At 48.5% G+C, this 24280-nt stretch carries 23 protein-coding genes, 1 other RNA gene and 1 pseudogene; 9 read left to right on the top strand and 16 right to left on the bottom strand.

Annotated elements, in window-relative coordinates:
• The first annotated feature begins 26 nt into the window (after window positions 1-26).
• The 4 genes from thiL (at window position 27) to ribA (ending at window position 3019) form a co-directional block, all read left to right on the top strand.
• Window positions 27-995, top strand: a complete 969-nt coding sequence (gene thiL / locus P6910_RS22575) for a thiamine-phosphate kinase (protein ID WP_317143504.1) — start codon at window positions 27-29, stop codon at window positions 993-995.
• A gap of 48 nt (window positions 996-1043) precedes the next feature.
• Window positions 1044-1517: a phosphatidylglycerophosphatase A gene (locus tag P6910_RS22570; RefSeq protein WP_317143503.1), complete on the top strand. Its 474-nt coding sequence runs from the start codon at window positions 1044-1046 to the stop codon at window positions 1515-1517.
• A gap of 187 nt (window positions 1518-1704) precedes the next feature.
• Window positions 1705-2364, top strand: coding sequence for a TIGR02281 family clan AA aspartic protease (locus P6910_RS22565; RefSeq protein WP_317143502.1), 660 nt, complete (start codon window positions 1705-1707; stop codon window positions 2362-2364).
• Between the two features lie 61 nt (window positions 2365-2425).
• Window positions 2426-3019 carry a GTP cyclohydrolase II gene (ribA, locus tag P6910_RS22560; RefSeq protein WP_317143501.1) on the top strand — a complete coding sequence of 198 codons (594 nt, stop codon included), beginning with the start codon at window positions 2426-2428 and terminating at the stop codon, window positions 3017-3019.
• 350 nt (window positions 3020-3369) lie between these two features.
• On the opposite strand, the gene P6910_RS22555 is transcribed toward ribA, so the two are convergent.
• Both P6910_RS22555 and P6910_RS22550 read right to left on the bottom strand, forming a co-directional pair.
• Entirely contained in the window at window positions 3370-4134 is a 765-nt protein-coding gene (locus tag P6910_RS22555; RefSeq protein WP_317143500.1) for a hypothetical protein, read from the bottom strand.
• A gap of 750 nt (window positions 4135-4884) precedes the next feature.
• Entirely contained in the window at window positions 4885-5142 is a 258-nt protein-coding gene (locus tag P6910_RS22550; RefSeq protein ID WP_317143499.1) for a hypothetical protein, read from the bottom strand.
• Between the two features lie 43 nt (window positions 5143-5185).
• On the opposite strand from P6910_RS22550, the gene P6910_RS22545 reads away from it, so the two are divergent.
• Complete coding sequence (locus tag P6910_RS22545; protein ID WP_317143498.1) at window positions 5186-5599, top strand: nuclear transport factor 2 family protein; 414 nt, start codon at window positions 5186-5188, stop codon at window positions 5597-5599.
• A 62-nt stretch (window positions 5600-5661) separates the two neighbouring features.
• Here the strand turns inward: P6910_RS22545 and dxs are convergent, their stop codons facing one another.
• The 13 genes and pseudogenes from dxs to P6910_RS22480 form a co-directional block, all read right to left on the bottom strand.
• The gene (gene dxs / locus P6910_RS22540) at window positions 5662-7587 is read right to left on the bottom strand and encodes a 1-deoxy-D-xylulose-5-phosphate synthase (protein ID WP_317143497.1); all 1926 of its coding nucleotides are present in this window, start codon (window positions 7585-7587) and stop codon (window positions 5662-5664) included.
• A 325-nt stretch (window positions 7588-7912) separates the two neighbouring features.
• Window positions 7913-8800, bottom strand: coding sequence for a (2E,6E)-farnesyl diphosphate synthase (gene ispA, locus P6910_RS22535; protein ID WP_317143496.1), 888 nt, complete (start codon window positions 8798-8800; stop codon window positions 7913-7915).
• 3 nt (window positions 8801-8803) lie between these two features.
• A complete protein-coding gene (locus P6910_RS22530) occupies window positions 8804-9046 on the bottom strand; it encodes an exodeoxyribonuclease VII small subunit (protein ID WP_317143495.1) in 243 nt (80 codons plus the stop codon).
• A 412-nt stretch (window positions 9047-9458) separates the two neighbouring features.
• Entirely contained in the window at window positions 9459-10931 is a 1473-nt protein-coding gene (locus P6910_RS22525; protein ID WP_317143494.1) for a sodium:alanine symporter family protein, read from the bottom strand.
• A gap of 294 nt (window positions 10932-11225) precedes the next feature.
• Window positions 11226-11702, bottom strand: coding sequence for a GNAT family N-acetyltransferase (locus P6910_RS22520; RefSeq protein WP_317143493.1), 477 nt, complete (start codon window positions 11700-11702; stop codon window positions 11226-11228).
• A gap of 131 nt (window positions 11703-11833) precedes the next feature.
• Window positions 11834-12694 carry a hypothetical protein gene (locus tag P6910_RS22515; RefSeq protein ID WP_317143492.1) on the bottom strand — a complete coding sequence of 287 codons (861 nt, stop codon included), beginning with the start codon at window positions 12692-12694 and terminating at the stop codon, window positions 11834-11836.
• Window positions 12695-12868: 174 nt separating this feature from the next.
• On the bottom strand, window positions 12869-14233 hold the full coding sequence (locus P6910_RS22510) for a hypothetical protein (protein ID WP_317143491.1): 1365 nt from the start codon (window positions 14231-14233) through the stop codon (window positions 12869-12871).
• 206 nt (window positions 14234-14439) lie between these two features.
• Window positions 14440-14889, bottom strand: coding sequence for an ATP-dependent zinc protease (locus P6910_RS22505; RefSeq protein ID WP_317143490.1), 450 nt, complete (start codon window positions 14887-14889; stop codon window positions 14440-14442).
• 5 nt (window positions 14890-14894) lie between these two features.
• Window positions 14895-15923: a succinylglutamate desuccinylase/aspartoacylase family protein gene (locus P6910_RS22500; RefSeq protein WP_317143489.1), complete on the bottom strand. Its 1029-nt coding sequence runs from the start codon at window positions 15921-15923 to the stop codon at window positions 14895-14897.
• Between the two features lie 11 nt (window positions 15924-15934).
• Window positions 15935-16837 carry a 30S ribosomal protein S6--L-glutamate ligase gene (gene rimK / locus P6910_RS22495; RefSeq protein WP_317143488.1) on the bottom strand — a complete coding sequence of 301 codons (903 nt, stop codon included), beginning with the start codon at window positions 16835-16837 and terminating at the stop codon, window positions 15935-15937.
• Window positions 16838-16900: 63 nt separating this feature from the next.
• Window positions 16901-17005, bottom strand: a pseudogene (locus P6910_RS22490) (IS5/IS1182 family transposase); the annotation flags it as partial.
• Window positions 17006-17124: 119 nt separating this feature from the next.
• Window positions 17125-17540, bottom strand: a transfer-messenger RNA (tmRNA) gene (gene ssrA / locus P6910_RS22485).
• Window positions 17541-17667: 127 nt separating this feature from the next.
• On the bottom strand, window positions 17668-18978 hold the full coding sequence (locus P6910_RS22480; protein ID WP_317143487.1) for an ATP-binding protein: 1311 nt from the start codon (window positions 18976-18978) through the stop codon (window positions 17668-17670).
• A gap of 412 nt (window positions 18979-19390) precedes the next feature.
• Here P6910_RS22480 and P6910_RS22475 point away from each other — a divergent pair, with 412 nt between their 5' ends.
• From P6910_RS22475 to P6910_RS22465, 3 genes are read left to right on the top strand one after another with little or no spacing between them, the layout of a single operon-like run.
• Window positions 19391-20773 carry a glycosyltransferase family 4 protein gene (locus P6910_RS22475; protein WP_317143486.1) on the top strand — a complete coding sequence of 461 codons (1383 nt, stop codon included), beginning with the start codon at window positions 19391-19393 and terminating at the stop codon, window positions 20771-20773.
• Window positions 20774-20796: 23 nt separating this feature from the next.
• Window positions 20797-21555: a class I SAM-dependent methyltransferase gene (locus P6910_RS22470; RefSeq protein WP_317143485.1), complete on the top strand. Its 759-nt coding sequence runs from the start codon at window positions 20797-20799 to the stop codon at window positions 21553-21555.
• Window positions 21548-22639, top strand: coding sequence for a prenyltransferase/squalene oxidase repeat-containing protein (locus P6910_RS22465; protein ID WP_317143484.1), 1092 nt, complete (start codon window positions 21548-21550; stop codon window positions 22637-22639). The genes P6910_RS22470 and P6910_RS22465 overlap by 8 nt, the downstream gene beginning before the upstream one ends.
• On the opposite strand, the gene P6910_RS22460 is transcribed toward P6910_RS22465, so the two are convergent.
• Window positions 22636-23253 (bottom strand): class I SAM-dependent methyltransferase, encoded by a 618-nt coding sequence (locus P6910_RS22460; protein WP_317143483.1) that lies wholly within the window; start codon window positions 23251-23253, stop codon window positions 22636-22638. The two genes, P6910_RS22465 and P6910_RS22460, sit on opposite strands and share 4 nt — an antisense overlap.
• 129 nt (window positions 23254-23382) lie before the next feature.
• Between P6910_RS22460 and P6910_RS22455 the strand changes: the two genes are divergently transcribed.
• The gene (locus tag P6910_RS22455) at window positions 23383-24105 is read left to right on the top strand and encodes an acyltransferase (protein WP_317143482.1); all 723 of its coding nucleotides are present in this window, start codon (window positions 23383-23385) and stop codon (window positions 24103-24105) included.
• The last annotated feature ends 175 nt before the right edge of the window (window positions 24106-24280 follow it).

The raw sequence follows: 24280 nt of genomic DNA, 5'->3' as shown, positions 1-24280 counted from the left end.
ATATTTTTGTTTGGCTGGAACCTTTCATGGCGCTTGGCGAATTTGATCTGATTCGCAGTTTCTTCGACCGTCCGGGTCTTCGATCTCACTTAAGTGATGTCGTTGGTATAGGCGACGATTGTGCACTTCTGTCTCTTCATCCTGGTCAGCAACTGGCTCAATCTCTGGATACGCTGGTTGAAGGCATCCACTTTCCGAAAAACTGCGACCCTTATCTGCTGGGTTATCGGGCGCTGGCCGTTAATCTCAGTGATCTCGCCGCTATGGGAGCAAAACCCCACAGCTTTACGCTGGGTCTGACCATGCCAGAATCCAATGATATCTGGCTTCAGTCGTTTTCTGACGGTTTGGCAGAGCTTGCGTCAACCCATCAGATAGGACTGATCGGGGGTGACACCACTCTGGGGCCATTGACCCTCTCAATACAGGTACAGGGAACCTTACCAGAAGCTAAAGCGCTGCGGCGAAATGGCGCTAAAGTCGGGGATTTGATTTACGTCAGTGGTCGTTTTGGGGACGCTGCCGGTGCGTTGCCTGATGTTTTGAGAGGTGAGAGCCCGGAGAGTGTTCGTACCCTTGAACAACGTCATCTGCTGGAACGTTTCTATCGACCGACACCCAGAATAGCGTTGGGTCAGTGGTTACTGGAAAATGGGGCCACGGCTGCCCTGGATATTTCCGACGGTCTATTGGGCGATTTGGGGCATATTCTCAACGCCAGTCAAGTTGGTGCTGAAGTCAATACGTCATTGGTTCCCGTCTCCAAAGAGCTGAAAAGTTTGCTGGGTCTGGAGAAAGCCAGGAAGCTGGCCCTGACTGGAGGAGATGATTATGAGCTGTGCTTTACATGGCCCGATCGAAAAAAGTTGCTGCTTCCTGACAGCCTGCTGGCAGAAAATCCTGTAACCTGTATCGGTCGTATAACTTCTGCTGCCGGGCTGATGGATGCGGAGACGGCACAGCCACTTTCTCCCCGAGCCTACCAGCACTTTTAGTGACATCTTTTTTATGAAAGAGCATTCTTTCATGGACTACAGGTACTTATGAGCAATACACCCTCAGTCTGGAAAAATCCGGTTCATTTTTTTGCCTTTGGTCTGGGTAGTGGCCTGTCGCCTGTTGCGCCGGGAACCGTTGGTACCATAGCGGCCATTCCTTTCTATTTGATGTTCCAGTACCTGCCGCTCTGGAATTATTTTTTAGTACTGGTTGTCAGTATTATTTTGGGCATCTGGCTGTGTGGAAAGACTTCTAAAGATCTGGGCGTCCATGACCATCCTGGTATTGTCTGGGATGAATTTGTCGGTTACTGGATCACTATGCTGGCTGCGCCCAGTGGTTGGGAGTGGGTATTGGCCGGCTTTATCCTGTTCCGAATCTTCGATATCTGGAAACCCTGGCCTATTGGTTGGCTGGACAAGAGAGTGCATGGTGGTCTGGGTATAATGATAGACGACATAGTTGCTGGTATTTTTGCGCTTATCTCTCTTCAGGTGATTGCTTATTTTGTGTTGTGATGGCTTGTGGTCTGTTGGATCTCAGAGTCATAGAGTTGAGAGTCGGCTCTGAGAGTTGGTGGGTGTTTTCGAGAATAAAATATTCGGCTGTGTCTAACAACTTGACCCTGATGCCTGCGGTGAGCAAGATAGAGCCTAAACGGATTTGGGTTATAACCCTTCGTGGGTGATCAAAATAAAAAATAGAATGAAATCAGTATTCTCTTTCAGGGTGATTGCTGGGGTGTTTACCAGCCTGTTGTTGTTTTTTTCACACTCTTCCCACGCCGTCAATGTCAGGGTAGTGGCCCTGTTTCCAGACAAAGCTCTTGTCTTCATTGATGGTGAGCGTCAATTTCTTAAGGTTGGTCAACAACCGGTAAAAGGTGTCCAACTGATCGACGCCAGCAGTCGAAAAGCCCGGCTCGAAATCAATGGTGTAGCGAAAGATTATTTTCTCAGTCGCGATATGGGTAACGGCATTCAATCGCCGGAGCTTTTGACGTTTCGAATCAACAGAAGCAATGATGGGCAGTACCTTGCCCAGGGTGTCATTAACAATAATCCGGTTCAGGTGCTGATCGATACCGGAGCGAATGTTGTCGCCATCAACAGTGCCACGGCTGACCGTCTTGGTATCCGCTACAGGGATGGCAGTGCGGTTCGTGTCGAAACGGCCAGTGGCGTCGTCAGAGGTTTTCGGGTGATGCTGGGTTTTGTGTCCGTCGGTGGTATACGGGTTGTCAATGTTGAAGCGACGGTCATTGAAGGCGGCAGCCCTGAAAACGTGTTACTGGGCATGAGTTATCTGAAGAATATCCGATTCAGTGAAGAAGGCGGGGTCATGACACTGGAGGCTCCATATTAACTCGCCTGTAACATCCTGTAATGCTACAATCCCAACGCACGACTGTCTTGAGGAGTAGTGAGTGTCTGTTCGTTACGTTGCAGAGTCTCGCTTGCCCACCCCTTTCGGTGAGTTCATGATGCATGGATTTGAAGAGAGTGGCACCGGCAAGGAGCATCTGGCTCTCTCCATGGGGGATGTGAGTCAGGGTGGTCCCGTTCTGGCACGGGTTCATTCAGAGTGTCTGACCGGAGATGCTCTTTTCAGCATGCGCTGTGATTGCGGCCCCCAGCTTGAGGAGGCTATGCGCAAGATTGCCGAAGCCGGACGCGGGGTTATTCTTTATCTGCGTCAGGAAGGTCGTGGCATTGGCCTGCTGAACAAAGTACGGGCTTACCAGCTTCAGGATACAGGTCTGGATACCGTAGAAGCCAATGAAGAACTGGGTTTCGCTGCTGATCTGCGCAAATACGATATGTGCAAGACCATGCTGGATCATCTGGGGGTTACACAGTTACTACTGATGACCAATAACCCTAAAAAGGTTGAAGCCTTGACCCGTCAGGGGATTGATATTGTTCATCGTCAGCCCCACCAGACCGGGCAGAATCCTCATAACGAGAAGTACCTGACCACCAAGGTCTGGAAGCTGGGACACTTGTACGATACTGCATGATGTCTGAGTTGGAGCCAGATGCGAACTGTCTCTGGCTCTTGGTGAAAAAAGTAGGACATCCATATAAATACAGCCCATAAGCCGCGAGCCCAGCAGCCCGTCAAACCCTGACAGCTCCCCAGAATAATCGTTTGTCATAACAAACGACAAACGAATGACTCAAAAGGGGAAAAAGTCAGAAACAGCAAAGGTCCCATATGAAATAAACTGGGCACCCAAAAATGCTACTGGAAACAAATCAACCATATATCCCAAAAAAGGAACAGGTTACGAGTGTCTTGTATTTTCCATTGTTTTCGGCACTTGACAGTTTGCACAGAACTTAGTGCAAGCTGTCGGCTAATGAGGATTTAATCATGAAATATTCTGCCCTCTTTTATGATTGATTTATCGGATGAGTCTAATATCACGTATTTGTTATGTCTTGCATCACACTGAATATCGTAGTCGGATGCGGTAACAGGATTTTCATTAAAAAAACACACATAAACGTCGCTGTTGTTACCCAATCTGATACCATTTTCAACAAGATGGGAGTAGAGTTCATGGTCTCTTACAAAAAGTAGTTTTTTATACTTTTTATCACCGAATTCCTCTAAAAAATCATCGACCTCTCCCTTATGAGAGTCAAGGTTTATTTCATTCATGGCAGTATGCATGGCTGCATTAATTCTGTTCTCACTCGCAGAAATCAGAAGATAACAATAACGATGACACGCACTATAAATGGAAGGCAACTCAGCCCAAATTGAATCCCCTGTTCCCAGGATAACTTCTATATTTGATCCTAACGGATCGTCATAACTAAACGTGCTAGCATATTCTGCGTTAGTCATTTGTGAATATTTTTCATGGTTATTTTCTCTATTTTCCAAAATGGAAGTAGAGGGATGACTGCCAGAAGGCGGCCTGTCTGTCGGAACCAACAGTACTTCTTCAAACTTTCTTTTAGTTGCTTTACGGGCTGCAATGCCTGAAGCCTCATCTGCAGAAGGCTGATCAACACGTGGAAAAAGCGTTGTAGCCTCCGAATCGGTCCTGGACGCGGCTGCACTGTAATGCGGCGGTTGAGTTACCGCACTGACTGCGGCGCTGGTTGTTACTCCGTAAGTCATTATATATCCCTCGTAATAACTTGTAGTTTTAGACGAGCAATGGCCATCTAAGTTTTAGACAGGTAATGGTCATTAAAGTTCAAAAGAAAAATAGGACATCCATATAAAAATATAAAATACGGCCTATTAACCGCGAGCCCAGCAGACCATCAAACCTACAGCCAAGCAGAATAATCGTTTGTCATAACAAACGACAAACGAATAGCTCAAAAGGGGAAAAGTCAGAAATAGTAAAGGTCCCCATATGACAGGACAAACAAATAACAATGGAAAAGTTGGGCAGTCAGCTTACGCCATGAAATGAGCGACTACAGGTAAACGATCCCTATACTCATTACTGCCTCATTTTCCGAGCAATAGTTTTCATGGCTTCCAGCCTGCCCATTGCCCGATAAAGGCGGTTATTCCATCTCATGGTTTTGAGCCATTCATTTGAATCAATTTCCAGTTGGTTCAGAATGGGTGGGATATCTGAAGAAATTGAACCTTTCTTATCGAATGAGCGTAAAACCCCGTACTTTGAGGACGGGGATGAAAGCTCGGCTTGCAGAGCAAGCCCCTTGTGCTGTTTTGCTATCCGTCAGGTGTTTTTAGCGATTACGCTACCTGACAGGAAAAGTAAAATACCTTCCGCTTTCTGCCCGTGTTTGTTAAAGGGGTCGCCCAGACAATCCGAAAGGTAGAGCAGATTGTCGAATAAGGTGTATGCCGCTGTTGGGTAAGGTGTACACTGCGCTCGGGCATGACCTTCTAGCTGTAGGAATCCCCGTCGTTCAGAGGGTGTCGCAAAACTCCAACAGCTCGTTCCCATGCTCTGAGGTCGTCATTCCCGCGAAGGCGGGAATCCAGCGCCAACGGTGGGTCTCTGCCTTCTCGGGGATGACAAGGCCAGGGGAGCACCGGGCAGTACGGTTCTGGTGGTGAGTCAGTGTGGATTCCCGCCTTCGCGGGAATGACGAGAATGACGGGAGTCAACTCGTTCCCACGCTGGAGAGAGTTTTGCGACACCCTCTTCACGGCGGGGAGGATGTCGAAGGTAGGAATAGTACTCATGAATGCAAAGGTAATGACTTATCAGCAAAAAGTGCAACTTTTCTGTGATGCTCTACAAATTGTCCTGGCAAAGCATGACACCTCAAAAGTGACTGATTATTTTACGGAGGACGCCGTCATAATCATCAATGAAAGACGTCTGGAGGGCAGCCGGCAAATTTGCGAACGATTACAGTGGATAAAGGAGCATACCAGGAGCGTAGATATTTCTGTGCATCGGATTTTTTTTGACGGTGACCGGGGGTTCGATCACCACACCTCCAGAGTGACCTCTAATGAGGGCTCTACCGCCCTGTTTAAAATATTTGGCTATATAGAGATGCGCGACAATAAAATATCACTGTATGAAGATGTAACCATTCAGATGGAAGGTGAAGAAGCTATGCATTTAGCGACATCTGTTCAGCAATAGATCACAGTAACAGAAGTGAAATGAATCAGCCTCCCATGAACAGGAGGCTGATAATGAGATGATCAGGCTGGTGTGACGTGGGCGATCTTAATCGCGCTTTTCAGGCTCCGGCTCATGCGTTTCAAAATGGATCGTTTGATGCCCCCGGCATCCAGTCCACACTCGGCCAGTTGTTGTTTGTGACTGGCGGCTTCGATGTAGTCATCCGGAATGCCCAGCTGCATGATGGGCACATTGATGCCATGCTCGTTCAGGAACTCGGAAACGGCTGATCCGGCTCCACCGGCAATGCAGCCTTCTTCCAGAGTGACCAGTAGTTCATGATCTTTGGCCAGTTGTTGAATGAGCTCTTTATCCAGTGGTTTGACAAAGCGCATGTTTGCGACAGTGGCGTCCAGTTCGTCAGCGACTTGCAGAGCGTTCTGCAGCAAAGTGCCGAAAGAGAGAATAGCTACTTGTTGTCCCTGACGACGAACTTCTCCTTTACCGATTGTCATGGTTTCCAGACTTTCACTGATCGCGACACCGGGTCCGGTTCCTCTTGGGTAACGGACAGAAGCCGGTCCCTGATACTGGTAACCTGTAGAGAGCATACGACGGGTTTCATCTTCATCAGAAGGCGTCATAACCAGCATTTCAGGTACACAGCGCAGGTAGGCAATATCGAAACAGCCGCCATGAGTCGGGCCGTCTTCGCCAACCATGCCTGCCCGGTCGATGGCGAAAAGAACATTCAGCTTTTGAACAGCAACGTCGTGAATCAGCTGATCGTAGGCTCTTTGCAGGAAAGTAGAGTATATCGCTACGACGGGCTTCATCCCCTCACAAGCCATACCAGCAGCCAGAGTCACTGCGTGCTGTTCGGCAATGGCGACATCAAAATAGCGATCCGGGTAGCGATCAGCAAAGCGAATCAGGTCCGAGCCTTCACACATGGCCGGGGTAATACCTACCAGTTTGTCGTCTTTTGCTGCCATGTCGCAGAGCCATTGACCAAAGACATTACAGTACTTGGGCTTTTTGGGAAGACTGGGTTTGTCTTCACTGGCTTTGGAGCTGGGTTCCAGTTTGGTGATGGCGTGATAACCAATAGGGTCTTTTTCTGCGGGTGTGAAGCCCTTACCCTTGCGGGTTACTACGTGCAGGAACTGAGGACCGTCCAGATCTTTGAGGTTCTCAAGAGTGTGCAGCAACATGGGCAGGTCGTGGCCGTCAATAGGACCAAAATAGTTAAAACCCATTTCTTCGAACAGTGTGCCGGGAATGATCATTCCCTTCATGTGTTCTTCGGTCCTGCGCGCCAGCTCCCAGGCATGGGGTATGCCATTAAGTACTTTCTTGCTGCCTTCCCGAATATGGTGATAGGTCCTGCTGGATAAGATTTTGGTCAGATAATTCGACAAGCCGCCCACGCTTTTTGAAATGGACATGTCATTGTCGTTTAAAATAACCAGCATGTTGGCCTTGAGGTCGGCGGCATGGTTCATGGCTTCATAAGCCATCCCGGCAGTCATGGAGCCATCGCCAATCACTGCAACGGTACGACGTTTTTCTCCTTTCAGTCGGGCGCTGGTCGCCATGCCCATTGCGGCACTGATAGACGTACTGGAGTGACCTACGCCAAAAGTATCAAACTCGCTTTCTTCTCTTTTTGGAAACGCAGCCAGACCGTCTTTCTGACGAAGGGTGCTCATTTTGTCTTTGCGGCCAGTGATTATTTTATGGGGATAGGTCTGATGGCCCACGTCCCATACCAGGCGATCATGGGGGGTATCGAAGAGATAGTGCAGGGCGACAGTCAGTTCAACAACACCCAGCCCGGCACCAAAGTGCCCACCTACCCGACCAACCGAGTAGAGCAGAAATTCTCTGAGCTCCCGGGCCAGCTGGGGCAGATCTGTTCTATCAAGTTGGCGCAGCTGTTCAGGAGTATTGACCTGATCCAACAGCGGAGTATCAGGTTTTGTCTTGGGTATTTCGTGAAACATGTTTGCTTGCGATCCAGGCCTCTCAGCCATAAAAAGCGACTTTTTCAGGGGAACCGATCTTCCAGGTCGCTTTTCAAAAATTCGACGTAGTTCCTCATTCACCACAACTTGCATGGGACGGGAAGGGGAAACCTTGATGCTTCCGGCAGTTTGCCAGGTTTGAGGGTATCGAAGCCTGACAGCGTCATAACACAGTCATGAGAGACTGATATCATTCCACACTCTACCCAAAGGGCAAAGAATGATAACAGTAAATGTCATCGGTGAATTATAGGATTGTACCTGAACAGGAGGTTTTTTCTATGGGAATACTGCTCACATCGGTTCAATGAGATCTCTGGATGACATACTCTGCCATTTGTCTGAGGATTTTGGCTCGACCCCCGAAGCTTTCAAGGGAGTGAATCGCCTGCTGACAAAGGGAGCTGGCGAGTTCCCTGGCTCCATCCAGTCCCATGAGCGATACGTAGGTGGGCTTGTCGAGAGCCAGGTCTGCCCCCTGTTGTTTGCCCAGCAATTTGGTGTCGACAGTGACGTCAAGAATGTCATCCTGAACCTGAAAAGCCAGACCAATAGCGTCCGCATAACGAATAAGGTGGGTCAGTTGTTCCCTTTCGACTTTACCGCTTGAGATGGCGCCCATGACAACACTGGCGCGAATCAGCGCCCCGGTTTTGTGGCTGTGCATTAACTGCAGCTGTTCCTGATTCAGAGGACTGCCTACCGAGTTGAGGTCCATGGATTGGCCACCGCACATACCCCCATGGCCAGAAGCACGGGCCAGCTCCCCGACCAGTTGCAGACGGACAGGCGCGGGTAATTCATGACTGTTGCTAGCCAGTACTTCAAAAGCCAGGGTTTGCAAAGCGTCACCGGCCAGAATGGCGGTGGCTTCATCAAAAGCTTTGTGGCAGGTGGGTTTGCCTCTTCGAAGGTCATCGTCATCCATCGCTGGAAGATCATCATGCACCAGGGAGTACGCGTGGATCAGCTCTACAGCGCAGGCAGCAGGGTCTGCCTGAGTCTGCTCGCCGCCCAGGGCTTCAGAGGCGGCATAAACCAGGATCGGTCGAACACGTTTGCCGCCGTTAAAAACGGAGTAGGACATAGCCTCAACCAGTCTTTCGCTGACCTGACTGATTCCGGGAAGATGATTTTTGAGCTGCTCATCAACGCGGCTTTGACAACCCTTGATGTATTCCAGCAGAGTCATGGGTTATTGGCCTTCTGTCGGATCGAACGGGCGGGTTTCCGGCTGACCCTGATTTTCCAGAAGCTGCTGGACTCTCTGTTCTGCTTCAGTCAGGGCTTTCTGACATTCACGTGTCAGCTTTACCCCTTTTTCAAAGGCCTTCAGTGACTCTTCCAGCGACATATCACCGGATTCCATTTGCTGGACCAGTGTATCCAGTTCTGTGAGCGACTGCTCAAAGGCGAAGCCCTGCTTTTTTTCCGGCATGCTCAGAAACCTTTTCCATTGACTTGGTGAGGGAATACCTGCTTTTGGGATGACCTTTCAAAGCCAGAGTGCTTCAGTGCATGGCAAAAAGGACGGTACTCACCTGGATAACTTTAAACGGGCTCAAGCATATCACAAATCCTGATTAGGGCAGATTCTGCTGAAGCGGTTTTATGTCACACAGGAGAGTATTTTTATACCAATCGTGCTTTCTAATTGCCGTGATGAGCATGGAGATTTGAGCCTTAAGACAAGGCGGCGTGAGGAGTCATAGTCTTAGCAATGGCGACGATCGCCAACGCGGTATTAAGGCTCAAATCTTCGGCGCAATAGGGAGTTGGAAAGTTCGATTGGTATTAGAGGTGTTTTCATGGAAAAAGAGGTCGGGCAGGTGGCTCGACCTCAATAGGTGTTATTCAGTAGCCGTCTGGATCTTCACTTTCGGGATAGGGTATGGTCGAGCTTCGCCAGCATTGTGCTCCTGCCATACGTCTTTATCCATGGTCTTATCAAGCAATGGAAACTTCTTACGGTTAAATACCGGGACAACGCCGTCAGCCACCTGCTCATCAAAGTCTTTCAGAACCTGCACAACGATACCTGACAGTAACAGAATAGCGGTAATGTTAATCAGGGCCATGATACCCATGGACAGATCAGCAAAAGCCCAAACGGCAGGCAGATTGCCAACAGAGCCCCAGAACACCATAACCAGCACAGCTACTCGATAAATCACCAGCAGCGGCTTGCTGTTTTTGATAAACAGCAGGTTGGACTCACCGTAGTAATAGTTGGCAATGATGGAAGTGAAAGCAAAGAGCAGAATGGCTACTGCAATCAGGTGTCCACCCAAAGGGCCTATCTCACTGGACAAGGCAGCCTGAGTCAATGCAACGCCGGTCAGGCCATTGCCCGGTTCCAGCATGCCGGACATCAGGATGATAGCAGCCGTGGCTGTACATACGACGATAGTGTCTATAAATACCCCCAGCATCCCCATCATGCCCTGGCTAACCGGGTGAGTGGAGTGAGCAGTTGCTGCAGCGTTAGGTGCGCTTCCCATACCCGCTTCGTTGGAGAACAGACCGCGCTTGATACCTTGCATCATCGCCTGAGAAACCATGTAGCCAACACCGCCACCCATAGCTGTTTCAAGACCGAAAGCACTCTTGAAAATCAGAGTGAATACAGCAGGCAGTTCAGAGACATTCATGGCAACGATCACAAGAGCCACAGCCAGGTAGCCCAGAGCCATGACAGGAACAATCATTTCAGCGACTTTGGCGATGGAACGAATGCCGCCAAAGATAACAATGCCGCTGACTACTACCAGACCTGCACCGATGTACTCAGGAGCAATGTTATAATCCGAAAAAGCAGCCGCAATAGAGTTGGACTGAACACTGTTGAAAGCAAATCCGAATGCGATAATCAGGGAGATGGAAAAAGCAACGCCCATCCAGCGCTGACCCAACGCTTTTTGCATATAGTAAGCGGGACCTCCGCGATAGGTGCCATCGCCATTGTTGGTTTTGTAGATCTGGGCGAGAGTGTTTTCTGAAAAGCTGGTCGCCATACCCAGCAGGGCGATCAGCCACATCCAGAAGATAGCACCGGGTCCACCCAGATAGATGGCAACGGCAACACCGGCGATATTACCAGTACCTATTCGGGCTGCAAGACTGGTGCAGAATGCCTGGAACGCAGAAATCTGGCGCTGGGAGTGGGTTCTGCGACTTCCCATCATGGTTTTCGCGGCCATACCGAAGCGGCGAAACTGCACGAAGCGGGTACGAATGGTGAATAAAATACCGGCTCCAAGCAGCAGGTAAATCAGGATACTTCCCCAAAGAAGATTATTCGAGGCAGAAATGAAATCGTTCATAGTACTTCCGGAATATTAATATGACATAAAGTTTGTTTGTTATTATTTCCATATAAAATAGATGAATAAACGATGATAGATAGGTACAAATCCCGTCTATACGGTTCAGCTGAAAGTCAGGAATAACAATGGTTAAGAGGCTGCTGAAAAACTAGCGAGACAAGCTGAGACACAGCACTGACTGGCGAAAAAGGCCAGTTTACAGCGAGTAAATGAGCATCCCAGCCGCCCTCGTGGAAGCGCAGTACTTCTGCGACAGCCTCTTAGAAGTCTGGGTGAAACCACAACAATGAGTCAGTAGGCAGCTTCAGAGAGGTTTTTAGTCATGGGAATGCAATCCAGCTGAAACCCTCTGGGAGAATGATAAGTCGATACTGCATCTCCGTCAAAACCACAACGCCGATAAAAGGCGGCTGCATTCAATGTTGAATTCAGCTTCATTTCAGGTAGACCGGCTTCCCTCGCAATCTGTTCCAGATGAGTCATCATCCTGCGGGCAACGCCCACTCTCATAAATCGGGGGTCCACAAAGATGGCATCGACCATGCCGTTCCCGATATCAATCATTCCTGTACCGGCCACTTCACCTTTCATCATCACAACATGAAAATTCTGCTCAACGTCATTCATAAATTTCTCAGTGGCAGAACCTTCAGTCCAACGAGCCAGAGCTTCATCACTGTAATGGCCTTTGCATTCAGAACGTATCGCCAGAGTTCGAAGCTCAAAAGCCCTATGGGCATCGCTGCGTTGTGCTTTTCTTATTTCCATTGTTGTCAGGGATCTACTGCTTTTTTACAAAAAATGGCTTTCAGAATTTATCAGCCACTGACATGTTATGATAGCCGTTTTTTTTACTCAAGGCCTCCAGAACTGTCGATTGTTAGGAGTAATCCCTGATATTACAGTTCCGGTTTGCCTGAGGGTTGATCAGGATAATTTAAAATATAGGCGTCGTTTATTCCGTCGGCTGTATCATCGTAGTCAATCTCATTGCCTGTCTGATAGTGACCGGTTTTATCAACGCTACAGTACTGGTGACCTCGTATCATAGCTTGAAGCAGGCAATACTCGGTAGAGTATGGAGGGCCATAAACCGTATGCGTGGCAAATGGCTGACCATCGCGCACAGCCCAACCAACGCCTACCCAAGTGGCATCAGGCAGATCGTGACGCATAGCCTGTACAATAGGCATGGGCACTACATCTTTGCCCACCGCCGCATCAAACACCTTGCATTTGGCCTGTGTGGAAAGTTTCCCAAAAGCAATGCTCTCGCTCTTCAAAGGTTTTGCACACATACTGATATCGCTTGATTCAACCACTTTTGGTTTTTCAGCAGAGCAGAACTTGAACAAATCTGCCAGAGCGCCTGAACTCAACACCCATTTATCAGACTGATCAGGGCTGAGTGGATCATTTTTGTGCTTTGGCAGTACTTGAAATCTTGACTGGACCTCACTTTCTGTCGCATCCAGCCAGAAATAGTCACTGCTGCGCTTGATGTCATAGCCACCTTCACTCCTTACTTCATAAACACAAAAGTGCTTTATTTTGCCAGCCGTCTGGTCGGTTTCATCCAGATCCAGTGCCGCTCTGCCGAAGAACCATTTTGGTTGACCTGGCTGCACTTTATCATCGACGAGAATGCACAGGTTGCCATCGGCAGGCAGAACCGACTGTTGCTGCCAGCATGGTTCGGCATTCGCACCCAGAGAAAATAACAGGGTGAAAGGAAGGCCAAGTTTGAGAAATTTCTTCATTACACTATTCTCCTGTCTTCAGAACACTACGCATCAGTCAAGAAGTGTAGTGAATTAATTTGAATGAGCTGATATTTAAAATTATTTAAGCCATACACTTAAGACACGTTGAACCCTGTGTAAGTTCCCGAAAAACAGTAGCTGATGACTGCTGCATGGTTAAAAATCCGAAAATTACTCCACCGGTGGTCTCCTGATGTCTTTCCATCTGGAATGGCGTCCCTGGTGGCAACTTCTTCTGTGACGACGCAGTCTTTCGCTAGTCTCGAAGATCCTCCCGCATAGTTGTCGTGATGTTACCTGTATGCGTTCCTCGTAATTCTGCACGTATGCAATCACATCACAGAATACTGACCCAATATCTTGGTCGCTTCTATCGGGATCGGACCATCTGATATTTTCTTCACCTTCGTGGTATCTCCTGTTGTGACGCTGCTGCTTTAGTATATTGAAGACGGCCCCACATACTCGCTGCTCGCCATTACCCCCGACTACTATCACATCACAGAATCTTGGCGCAGTGTGGTATTGCATTCTGTGATTTGACAGCATCTCTCTGTCCCTTAAGCGCTTCCCGCACAGCCGTTCGCCACTCTTCACTTTCAGCAGCACCTCACAGACAAACGGCCCGGTGGGATCAGTAACTCCACTTTTACAAGTTTTACTGGCTGGCTCTGGTTGCCCGATCGGGACTGCTGAGGGAGGATGTATGCTCTGTGCTAATGTTGCCAGTGTGATGAGGCTTGCTGAACTGGCTAGGGAATTCCGCGGCCTTCTGGCGGACCCTCCACCAACAGATGATGATCGGAGTTTACAAACACCATGACAGGAACCGAAGTGACAGTTGTAATCGAAAGTATGCTGGTGTGGTTCAGGGTTTTTGTCATCGTCGCCAGAGCCAGAAGAAGGGGAGCCGCTGGCATAGCCTGTAGTCCGGGTGCTGGTTGCCCCTCCTGTGGCTTGCTGACTGGATGATGTAGATGGCGGGTTTTGGTGGTCATTTTTTTGTTGGCTATTTCCGGGTAGCATCATGGTGGTGATTGCAAACGGGTCATCCTGACTGGCCTCCGGTTGATCTATCGGGATAAACAGTGACGAATCAGAGTTCCAATCGTTTTTCAAAAGCCAGCCAATAACAACAAACGCTTCTACAGGTAGCCATGAAAAAGGTTTGGCGCTCAGAGAGGTGTCATGTGTGATCAGGATCATTTCGTAAGCCACCAGCAGATGAGAGGCGTAAATCAATGGCCACGAAATGGACTCAATAAGGGTGGTTTTTAATCCGTAACCGTTAATTCCATGAGGTTTATCATCAGGTGGTAAATCTAACCCCGCATAGCCGTTTGTGTCGGCAATGTCTGACGGGTTGTACGACAGAGTATTGAGGTTATGTTTTATAGAAACGCTCTGGATCGGAGAACCTGCACCATCCTGCTGAAACTCGATAACAAAACGTCTTTTCAACGAGTCAGCCTGACAGATGGAAGATATCGATACCGGCAGTATAAACAATGCCGCAAAGAGTGAGTTGTTCATCATTCTATCCGTGCATTCTAATTTCTAGGGAGTAAGGGTAGATTGAGAAAGTGACAGATCAAGAAAATAAGTGTTTTCTAAGTTTAATTGGAAGCTGAATCACGGCTCCACTTCATCATCAACGAGAATGTACAGGTTGCCACCGGCAGGCAGAACTGACTGTTGCTGCCAGCATGGTTCGGCATTCACACCCAGAGAATGTGTATACCCTATTCGTTCTTCATAAATTTCCGAGAAGGGTCTACTAAAAAAAAATTACCCATCCCTTCTCTTCCAAGTAACATCAAATATGTCATCTTTGCACGGTTAGAAAGTGTTACATCGATAGGCCAGATGTAATCATGTAATTTTAATGTGGTACTAATGACATACCGTTTTTCTTTAATTCCGTTTGATGACCTTATGGTTTTGATATCTTTAACAGGCGCTTTACAATTTAGAACTTCACCCACGTTATGGAGGTTTGGATGCAGGTCAAACATAACCCAGGGGCTTCCCTCGTCTTCAAAGGATATTAAGTTGTCCACATGCAGGGAGGAGGTTTTTGCTCCGGTATCAATGCGTACTTCAACGCCAAAAATACCCAGGTCTGGCAGATCGCATAGCTCTACACAGCCAATAACAGGCTTGTTGTTTGCCTTTTGTATTTTTTTAAACATTTGAGTTACTCTAAAACGGACGATTCAGTTTGCAGCTCTTCCTGCATCATTTCTATATCTTCAGCAACATCACCATCGGATGCAGTAAAGAAAGCGATATGAAACATAGCCTCACCCTCCTGAACGAGAGGGATATTCTGTTTACCAATAATGATGCCTGCCTGTGTCGCTTTTACTACATCAATGATTTCACCAAGTGGGCTTCCAATAGTGGCTAATGGAGTTCCCTTATCAACCTGATCACCAAGATTTTTAAGAGAGTTGATAATGCCGCTGGCATTAGCCCTGACCCACGAACTTTTGTTCGCTATATAGGGAGTGAAAGCTTTTACCTTGCGCCTCAGTCTAAGCATCCTCAGCTCAGCTAACACATTGATAACGCCATGAACTCCCGCACGTATACTGACTTCATCAAACCTTAAAGCTTCTCCGGCTTCATAAAGCAGTACACGCGCATTGAACTCTTCAGCTGCCTGTCGAAGAGAATTGTCACGAATATTGGCATTCAATAAAACGGGTACACCGAATGCACGGGCCAGAGAGAGTGTTTCTTTATCCATCAGATTGGCACGAATCTGAGGCAAGTTTGAGCGATGAATAGCGCCTGTGTGGAGGTCTATGCCGTATTCACAGAGGCTGACTATTTCTTTCAGGAATATATGAGCTAACCGGCTGGCCAATGAACCTTTTGGTGAACCGGGAAAGCTTCTGTTCAAATCCCGACGATCTGGGAGATATCGGCTTTGATAAAGCACTCCATAGACATTAACCATTGGTACAAGAATCAAGGTACCCATAGTAACTTTAAATGTCTTCAAATTTATTAGGCGACGAATAATCTCAATACCGTTCAGCTCATCGCCATGAACGGCTGCCGATACAAAGACTTTTGGACCAGTTTTTTTACTGTGTATAACATGTACAGGTAGTGAAAAGTCTGTATTGGTACATAGCTTTGCAACCTCCAGACGAATTTGTCTGGTTTGCCCAGCCTTGATCACAGAGCCACCGATACTAATATCTGATACTAACATCTTTGTCACCTTCAGCCTTTTCCACGGGTTCGGGTTGATTTAGTTGCTTTGCTTTCAATAAATTCGTAGATCATGCCAGCAACATTTTTTCCTGTTGCTGTTTCAATACCGCGCAGTCCCGGAGAGGAGTTAACTTCCATAACTACTGGCCCGTTATCAGATTGTAAAAGGTCGACACCGCAGACATTCAGCCCCATTGCTTTTGCGGCATTAACTGCAGTCGCTCGCTCCTCTTTTGACAAGCGGACAAGCGTAGCTGTTCCACCGCGATGAAGGTTTGAGCGAAATTCTCCATCTGCTCCCTGTCGTTTTATAGCGGCTACGACTTTGCTGCCGATCACAAAGCAACGGAGATCTGCACCTCCTGCTTCTTTAATAAACTCCTGAACTAGAATATTAGCTTTCAGCCCAAAAAAAGCCTCAATTATCGCTTCTGCTGCTTTCTGATTCTCTGCGAGAACTACGCCGATACCCTGAGTACCTTCCAGTAATTTTATTACCAGTGGGGCTCCACCTACGTTTTTGATGAGGTCCTTTACATTCTCGGGTTTACAGGCAAAGCCTGTTCTCGGTAATCCAATATCTTTTCGTGACAACAATTGTAGAGAACGTAATTTGTCGCGAGAGCGAGTAATGGCAACAGATTCATTCACACAGAATGTGCCCATCATTTCAAATTGCCTGACGATGGCAGTGCCATAAAATGTAATAGAAGCTCCAATTCTTGGTATTACTGCGTCGTAGTATGGAAGAGACTCGCCATCACAGCGAACAGTTGGGCGACTGCGTGTTACATCCATATAACATCGGAGAGTGTCAATAATATCAACTTCATGTCCTCTTTCTTCGCCGGCTTCTTTTAAACGACGAGTAGAGTACAATTTGGGGTTGCGAGACAGTACTGCAATTTTCATATTGACTCCAAATTACTTCAAGGTAGAAGTCTATGGGAACAAATAGACTTGATAAGAAATCTTTATTTCCTCAAAAATAGCTCGTCCGGGATGATGTTTTTCAGGCAGGTGGCGAAAGTTCATGATGATCATGCGATCCGGAATTTCACGATCCAGGGATAAACCTGCCAAAAACGCGTGGAAGTTTCGCTCGACAAACCTTTGATACTTTTTCGGAACCCTGAAGAAAAAGAGTCTTGTCAGACACAAAAAAGCCCTGCAGATCAATTATCCACAGGGCTGTATATTGGTGGAGGCGGCGGGAATTGAACCCGCGTCCGCCGATTCTCAGCCTTCGGCTCTACATGCTTAGATCCGCCTTTGGATTTAACTCAGAAACGACCCAGCGGTCGGGGTTCTACTGAGCGATCCTGTTAAGTTTTAGCTGGCCAGCCACAGGCATACAGGGCCTCGCGAGTCTACTTACGGTGACAGTCCGAAAACCGGCCAGCAGACGAGCCGGAGAGACTGGGAGACTCGTAGGGTTTAGCTACGATCAAGCTGCAAGTGCGAACTCTTCTTGATCGAAGAGGTCGTTTTGAGCGTCTCCAAGAGCTACCAGGTTGGCAACTATAAGGTTTGTAGTGTTTTGATTAACGAGAACCACTACGTCCTCGGCATGCACCTAAGGTTTCGATACCGTCGTCGAATCCAGATCGCCCCCGGATCAAAACTTCATTGGATCATTTAGTTATAGGCTATCTATAGAAGTAAGACAATTTTTTATATATCTCGCTCCCATCTCTTATTGTTCCAGCAGCTCCTGGCGCACAGAAGTCCGGCTATCCAAATTACCCCAGAATCTCTTTGACTTTAGAAATGTAATACAAAGGCAGGACCCTGGCAGCAGGGTCATCCAGTGAGCCTGTTGAACCAATCAGCTTGAGTGTTGTATTTGGGCTATATCGCTGGACATAAGTTTGCAGCGATTTGGCTCGAGTCCTTTTGCCACTTTTTACTTCTACAGGTACTATGTCACCTGCTTCGGTTTTATACAGAAATTCGATTTCACTTCTGGCGTATTCCCATGAATAGGTTGGCTTGCCGATCAGGGTGATGAGTTCGTTTTGTATGAAGTTTTCTGCGATAAAACCCTTGTAGTGATACTTCTGATCCCGATGCTCCTTGTAGTTGATCTGCAGCATGTGTCCCAGTAAGCCAATATCGAATAAAAACAGTTTGAAGATATTTTCTTTGGCCAGTGGTTTAAGGGGGGAGTCAGGCTTGCAGTCTATGGGGTGACACTTGGATATCAGTCGGCAATTTTCCAGCCAGTTAATGGGGCCCGCCAGCTCTTTGTAGCGACTTTTTTTCTCTAAAACGTCTTTGAACTTAAACCGTTTAACCGAGTCGTCCATGGTATTCGATAACTGAACTGGCACATTTTTAAAGATTGCCTGTATATGTTGTGCAGAAAGTTTATCGGAGTATTTTCCGAAATCACGCTCATAGCCCGAGAGAAGTGAAGCATGTATTTGTTGGACTGTCCGGGTTCTTTCAGTGATGTCTTTATCAACCTCAAACCAGGCCTTTACTGCTTCTGGCATCCCTCCAACAAAGTAATAGTCAATAAGCAAACTGAAGAGCTTTTCATGAGCTACCTTACCCAGATTCACTTGTTCAAAAGCTTTAACCAGAGGCGGTTGATTGGAGGCCAGGAGGAATTCCTCAAATGTCAGTGGGTAGAGTTCAAGCCATTCCACCTTACCAACAGGAAATGAATCCAGAAGACCAATATTTGACCCCGATGCACAGAGATACATTTGAGGACACTGTTCAGCAAAAAACTTCAGGGAGTGAAGGGCCGCCAGACACTCTCCAACCTCATCAAAAATGATGAGATCCTTTTGCCTGTCAATGCTGATGTTCAGTTCAATCTCGATATTGGTGATAATATCGTCTGGTTTGAGAGAGTCGGCAAACAGGTTCGCCAAACCGGGCTGCTCAAGAAAATCCAGGCGTATGACTTGTTCAAAGTGTCCACCGAACAGTGTTTCAAGGAGAAAAGATTTGCCCGTTTGCCTTGCACCATCAAGCAGAACAGGCTTTCTTGAGGGGCTTTGCTTCCAATCAAGCAGTTTTTTCAGCAACAATCTTTTCATGGGTTATGTCGGATTTTTGATCGTTCTTCAATAAAGTGTAGGTGTATACACTTTTATGCGCAATAAAGTGTATTTTTATAACATTTTATTGCGCATAAAAGTGTTATAACAGTTTTTTTGCGTGACCAACATTCTGTCCAAAAGATCAGGCATGAAGGTAGATCTGTCATTAGTTCGCTGCAGACAATGAGAGCATGACTCTCAGAGATTCATTCGATATGCACCCGCCATTTCACGCCCGCTTCACTTTATGCTATTTTCCCACGACCCTGACGATCAGGAGCCTGTCCGAGTCTGACAGAAAGGACTCACCCGCAAATGATACGGGTAGAAAACGGTGGCCTTTGTCCCGTCACATTCAGCAAACTGCGCTGTTTCAAGCCCATAAACCAGTCTGGTGACAGGTTATTCAATGACCATACAAGAAAAACTACCCAACACACTGACGTCAGCAAGCCCTCTGTCGTCTGAGGTATCTAAACAGCCTGCCAGGTCGCTTAAAATCTGTCTGCTGTGTTATCGAAGTCATCCCTTTGTGGGTGGTCAGGGCATCTATCTCAAGTACCTGAGCAAGGCTCTGGTGGAAGCCGGTCATCAGGTGGATGTTATTTCCGGCCCTCCTTATCCGGATCTTGATCCCCGGGTGGGCCTGATTGAAATCCCCAGTCTGGATCTGTTCAGCCAGGAAAGTCATGTCACAGCCCTGAGACCCAGACACCTGAAATCCTGGTCTGATTTCTTTGAATGGTGGGCCATGCTGACCGGAGGCTTTGCCGAGCCCTACACATTTACCCGTCGTGTCGTGAAATACCTGCGCAAAAACACTCATGACTACGACATTATTCACGACAACCAGAGTCTGGGCTATGGCCTTCTGGACCTGCAAAAACAGGGTATTCCCGTTGTAGCCACCGTCCATCACCCCATCACCCGGGACAGACAGCTGGCTCTGGATGCCGCGCCAGACTGGAAGCACCGTCTGTTGACCCGGCGCTGGTATTCTTTCCTGACCATGCAGGGCAGAGTGGTTCGTGAACTGAAGCACATTGTCACTGTTTCGGAGCAGTCCCGGGGGGATATCGCTGAAGCCTTTGAGCGTCCAGCTGACGACATCAATCTTATTTATAATGGGATTGATACCGAAGCCTTCAGCCCTCAACCTAATATCGAACGCAAGCCGTTCAGAATTATGACAACAGCTTCTGCGGACCAGCCTTTGAAAGGTTTAAAACATCTCCTGGAAGCCATGGCTTTGTTAAAACCGGACTATCCTGAGCTGGAACTGCTGGTGGTAGGCAAACTGAAAGAAGGTGGTCAGACAGAGCAGCAGCTGAAACAACTGAATCTTGGCTCAGCGGTAACTTTTGTGTCCGGCATTTCCACTGAACAAATGGTGGAATACTATTCCCAAGCCGCCATTGCAGTGACCCCTTCACTCTATGAGGGTTTTGGGCTACCGGCCGGAGAAGCCATGTCCTGTGGATGTGCGGTAATTTCTTCAGACGGAGGCGCTCTTCCTGAAGTTGTGGGTGATGCTGGCCTGATTGTCCGGGCTGGCAACAGCAAAGCCCTGGCACAAGCCTTGCGGACACTGTTGGAAAACCCTGAACAGCGGATTCAATACGGTCAGCTTGGCCGACAACGAATTCTGGATACTTTCTGCTGGAAAGTAGCCGCCAGACAGTTCAGTCAGTATTACCTGAACCTGCTGGATATTGAACAAGAACCCGAAGAATTAAAAGCCACAATGGCTGCCGATGCTGAGCTTGACCAGCGGACCGCTGTCAGCGGGTGATGCCCGAGGATAACTGAAACAACATGCAAACCATAGATTTTAATCGTCTGAAGTTACGCAGTGGCGATAAAGTGCTGGACGTGGGTTGCGGTGAGGGCCGTCACTCCATTGCAGCCTGGCTGGAGGCCAGAGTCGATGTGACAGGGTTGGACCTGTGCGAAAAAGACCTGCAAACAGCCCGTGACAGGCAGCAGGAGTCTGAACAATTTCTGCAGGGGTCAGAAGACGGTCGCAGTCTTCGTTTTATTCAGGGCAACGCTCTGGAGTTGCCTTTTGAAGACGACACGTTCGACAAAATAATCTGTTCCGAAGTGTTGGAACATATTCCCGATTATCTGGAGGTACTGGCTGAGATCAAACGGGTATTGAAGCCCGATGGTTTGCTGGCAGTCAGTGTACCCAGAGCCTGGCCGGAAGAGATCTGCTGGCGTCTGAGCAAGGCTTACCATGAGGTCGAGGGCGGCCATATTCGCATCTTTAACGCCACGCATCTGCGCCATGATATCGAATCGCTTGGCTGGCGCCGTTATTCACGGCACTGGGCCCACGCCTTGCACGTTCCCTACTGGTGGCTGAAATGCTGGAAATGGGAACAGCCCTCCAAACTGGTCGATCACTATCACAAGCTGCTGGTATGGGATCTTATGAAAAAGCCGAAGGTGACCCGCATTACCGAAAAGCTGCTTGATCCGGTCATGGGAAAAAGTGTGGTGATGTACTTCGAGTGGGAGCCGGGCAGAGATAAATCCAACGATACCAACAAGGAGGTCTGTTATGGATAGCCTGCTGCTGACCAAAGGCCTGTTCCCAAGAGATTTTCTCAACAAAACGGCAGAGCACATCCTCTCTGTACAGCAGAAAGATGGCAGCATTCCCTGGTTTACCGGTGGCAAGCTGGACCCCTGGGACCATACCGAAGCGGCCATGGGACTGAGTATTATTGGTCATTATTCTGAAGCTGAAAGCGCCTATGGCTGGCTGCGAAAAGAGCAGCTGGAAGATGGCAGCTGGTTCGCCAACTATCAGGACGGCAAGCCTCTGTACAGCGACAAGCGAGAAACGAACTTTGTCGCCTATGTGGCGACCGGTGTCTGGCATCACTACCTGATTACTGAAAATATCGGGTTTCTGGAACTGAACTGGCCCATGGTCGAAAGTGCTATCCAGTTTGTACTGCGACAACAGTCGCCTACTGGTGAAATTTACTGGGCCGTCATGGAAGATGGTGAGCCACACAAAGACGCGCTGATTACAGGCTGCTCTTCGGTTCTGAAAAGTCTGGAATGCGCCATTCTGATCGCTGAAGCGCTGAACAGGAACGTTGAGCCATGGCTCGATGCCTGGCAACAGCTGGGGCAGGCTCTGAAATTCCATCCCGAGAACTTCGACCGCACCTGGGAAAGCAAAGAGCGTTTTTCCATGGACTGGTTTTACCCCATTCTGGCCGGTGTCTTCCGGGGTCAGGAAGCCCGCGACCGAATCCAGACATTCTGGGACAAGTTTGTACGTAAGGACATGGGCTGTCTCTGTGTCAGTGATCAACCCTGGATCACCATCGCTGAATCCTGCGAGCTGACCATGGCGCTGCTGGCTGCGGGTGAAAAGCAGAAAGCCACTCAGCTCTTCAGCTGGTTGCACAACTGGCGTGACAGTGATGGCGGCTATTGGACAGGCTATCAATACGTTGAAGACGTGATCTGGCCGCAGGAAAAAACGACCTGGACAGCCGGCGCTATTTTGCTGGCAGCCGATGCTCTGACTGAGCACACAACCGCTTCCCGTCTGTTTCTGGAGTCGAGTCTGGAGATAAAACCGGAAGTGGAACTGCCAGAAACCGAGGAAGCTCTGGCAGCAGTCAACAATTAAAGGCGGCGGAAAAGCCCCAGAGTGTTGACCATGGGCAGCTCTTCAAATAATCCGGAGGCTTTCGCCAGCTTCCAGATATTGTAGGGTGCCTGCCCACCGTCTTTCGGATCGGGAAAGATATCGTGTATGGCCAGAATACCGCCGGGCTTGATAAAGCTGACCCAGCTGCGAAAATCCGTCCGGGCGGCTGCTTCACTGTGACCACCGTCAATAAACACCATGCCCAGAGGGGTGGCCCAGTGACGGGATGCTACCGCAGAAGGAGCTACAACAGGGACAACCGTGTCTTCCAGTCTGGCTTCGCGCATGGTGGTTCGGAACGCTTTAAAGCTATCCATCTGTTGAATGCTGGCATCGTAGAGGTCACTGTCGTGGTACTCTTCTCCCAGCTGGTGCTCTTCTGACCCACGATGGTGATCCACGGCGTAGAGCACACTGTTATTTTGCTGGCAGGCAACACCCAGGTAGACCGTAGACTTGCCACAGTAACTGCCAATTTCCAGACAGGGGCCCAGCTGGCTGGCTTCCAGAGCGAACTGATAAAGTGCTTCACCTTCATCCGGCGCCAGAAAGCCTTTAATCGAATCGATATTGAGTGGCAGTTTTAGAGGCATAGCTTGTAAAAGACCCGTTTGTAAAAGACCTGTTTGTAAAGAGGTCGTTCGTTTTTTCAACTTATACGTCGGAAGTAGTTCAGTCAGATGACTGGCTGCAAAGGCATAATAACAAATCAGGCTTGTTCAGTGCGTAAAAATCATAAACCTTTCTGGATCAAGATGCTCTCAGACCGCTGGCAGCGGTTTTATATCCAGCACTTTTTCAGCAAACATTTTGAACATCTGGGCGAACACCCTATGGTGGTTCACCCTTCTACAGTCAATGTGCACGGTGCCGGTATTTCCATCGGTCGTTTTGTCCACCTGATCAGTATCCGCCATAACCCGGTCAGTCTCTCCACCTGGAGCGGCCGGGGAATCCAGGGCAATATCAAAATTGGTGATCATTGCCTGATATCTCCGGGAACCACCCTCTCTTCAGCAGCCAGCATTAGCATTGGTGACAACTGTATGTTAGCCGCCGATTGCTACATATCCGACAGCGACTGGCACGGTCTCTATAACCGCCTGCGCCCCTTCCGTTGCAGCAAACCTATTGTGCTGGAAGATAATGTCTGGGTGGGGCACGGTGCGAAAGTTGGCAAGGGTATCACCATAGGCGAGAACAGTGTTGTGGCAGCAGGTGCTGTGGTTGTGAAAGATGTGCCTCCCAATACGGTAGTGGGAGGTAATCCGGCCAAAGTCATTAAAAAGCTGAACCCCCAACGCCGGATGCTGAAAAGAGAATTTATGTTCCGGGACAGCGATCGTTTCCTACGCATGCAGGAGGAACTGGATCGCTATGTTTTGGGGGGGAACAGCCTGAGAGGCTGGGTTCGTCACAAGCTTTTTCCCAGAAAGGGTGATTAAGTACCTAACCAGTTGGTTTCGCATATTCTGGACGGCGGCTTTTTCCATCCTTATGCGTTCCAACTCTGGTTGCGTAGCTAAGGCTACGCGCCCGTCGTTGCGCCTTGAAGGATGAAAAAATCCACTCGCCAGAATATGCGAAACCAACTGGCCAGGTACTTAACTGTGACGCTCC

It is taken from the genome of Endozoicomonas sp. 8E (genome assembly GCF_032883915.1).
Lineage (GTDB): Bacteria > Pseudomonadota > Gammaproteobacteria > Pseudomonadales > Endozoicomonadaceae > Endozoicomonas_A.
The sequence above is the reverse complement of the archived record's forward strand: the minus strand, read 5'-3'. Positions and strand labels throughout refer to the sequence as shown.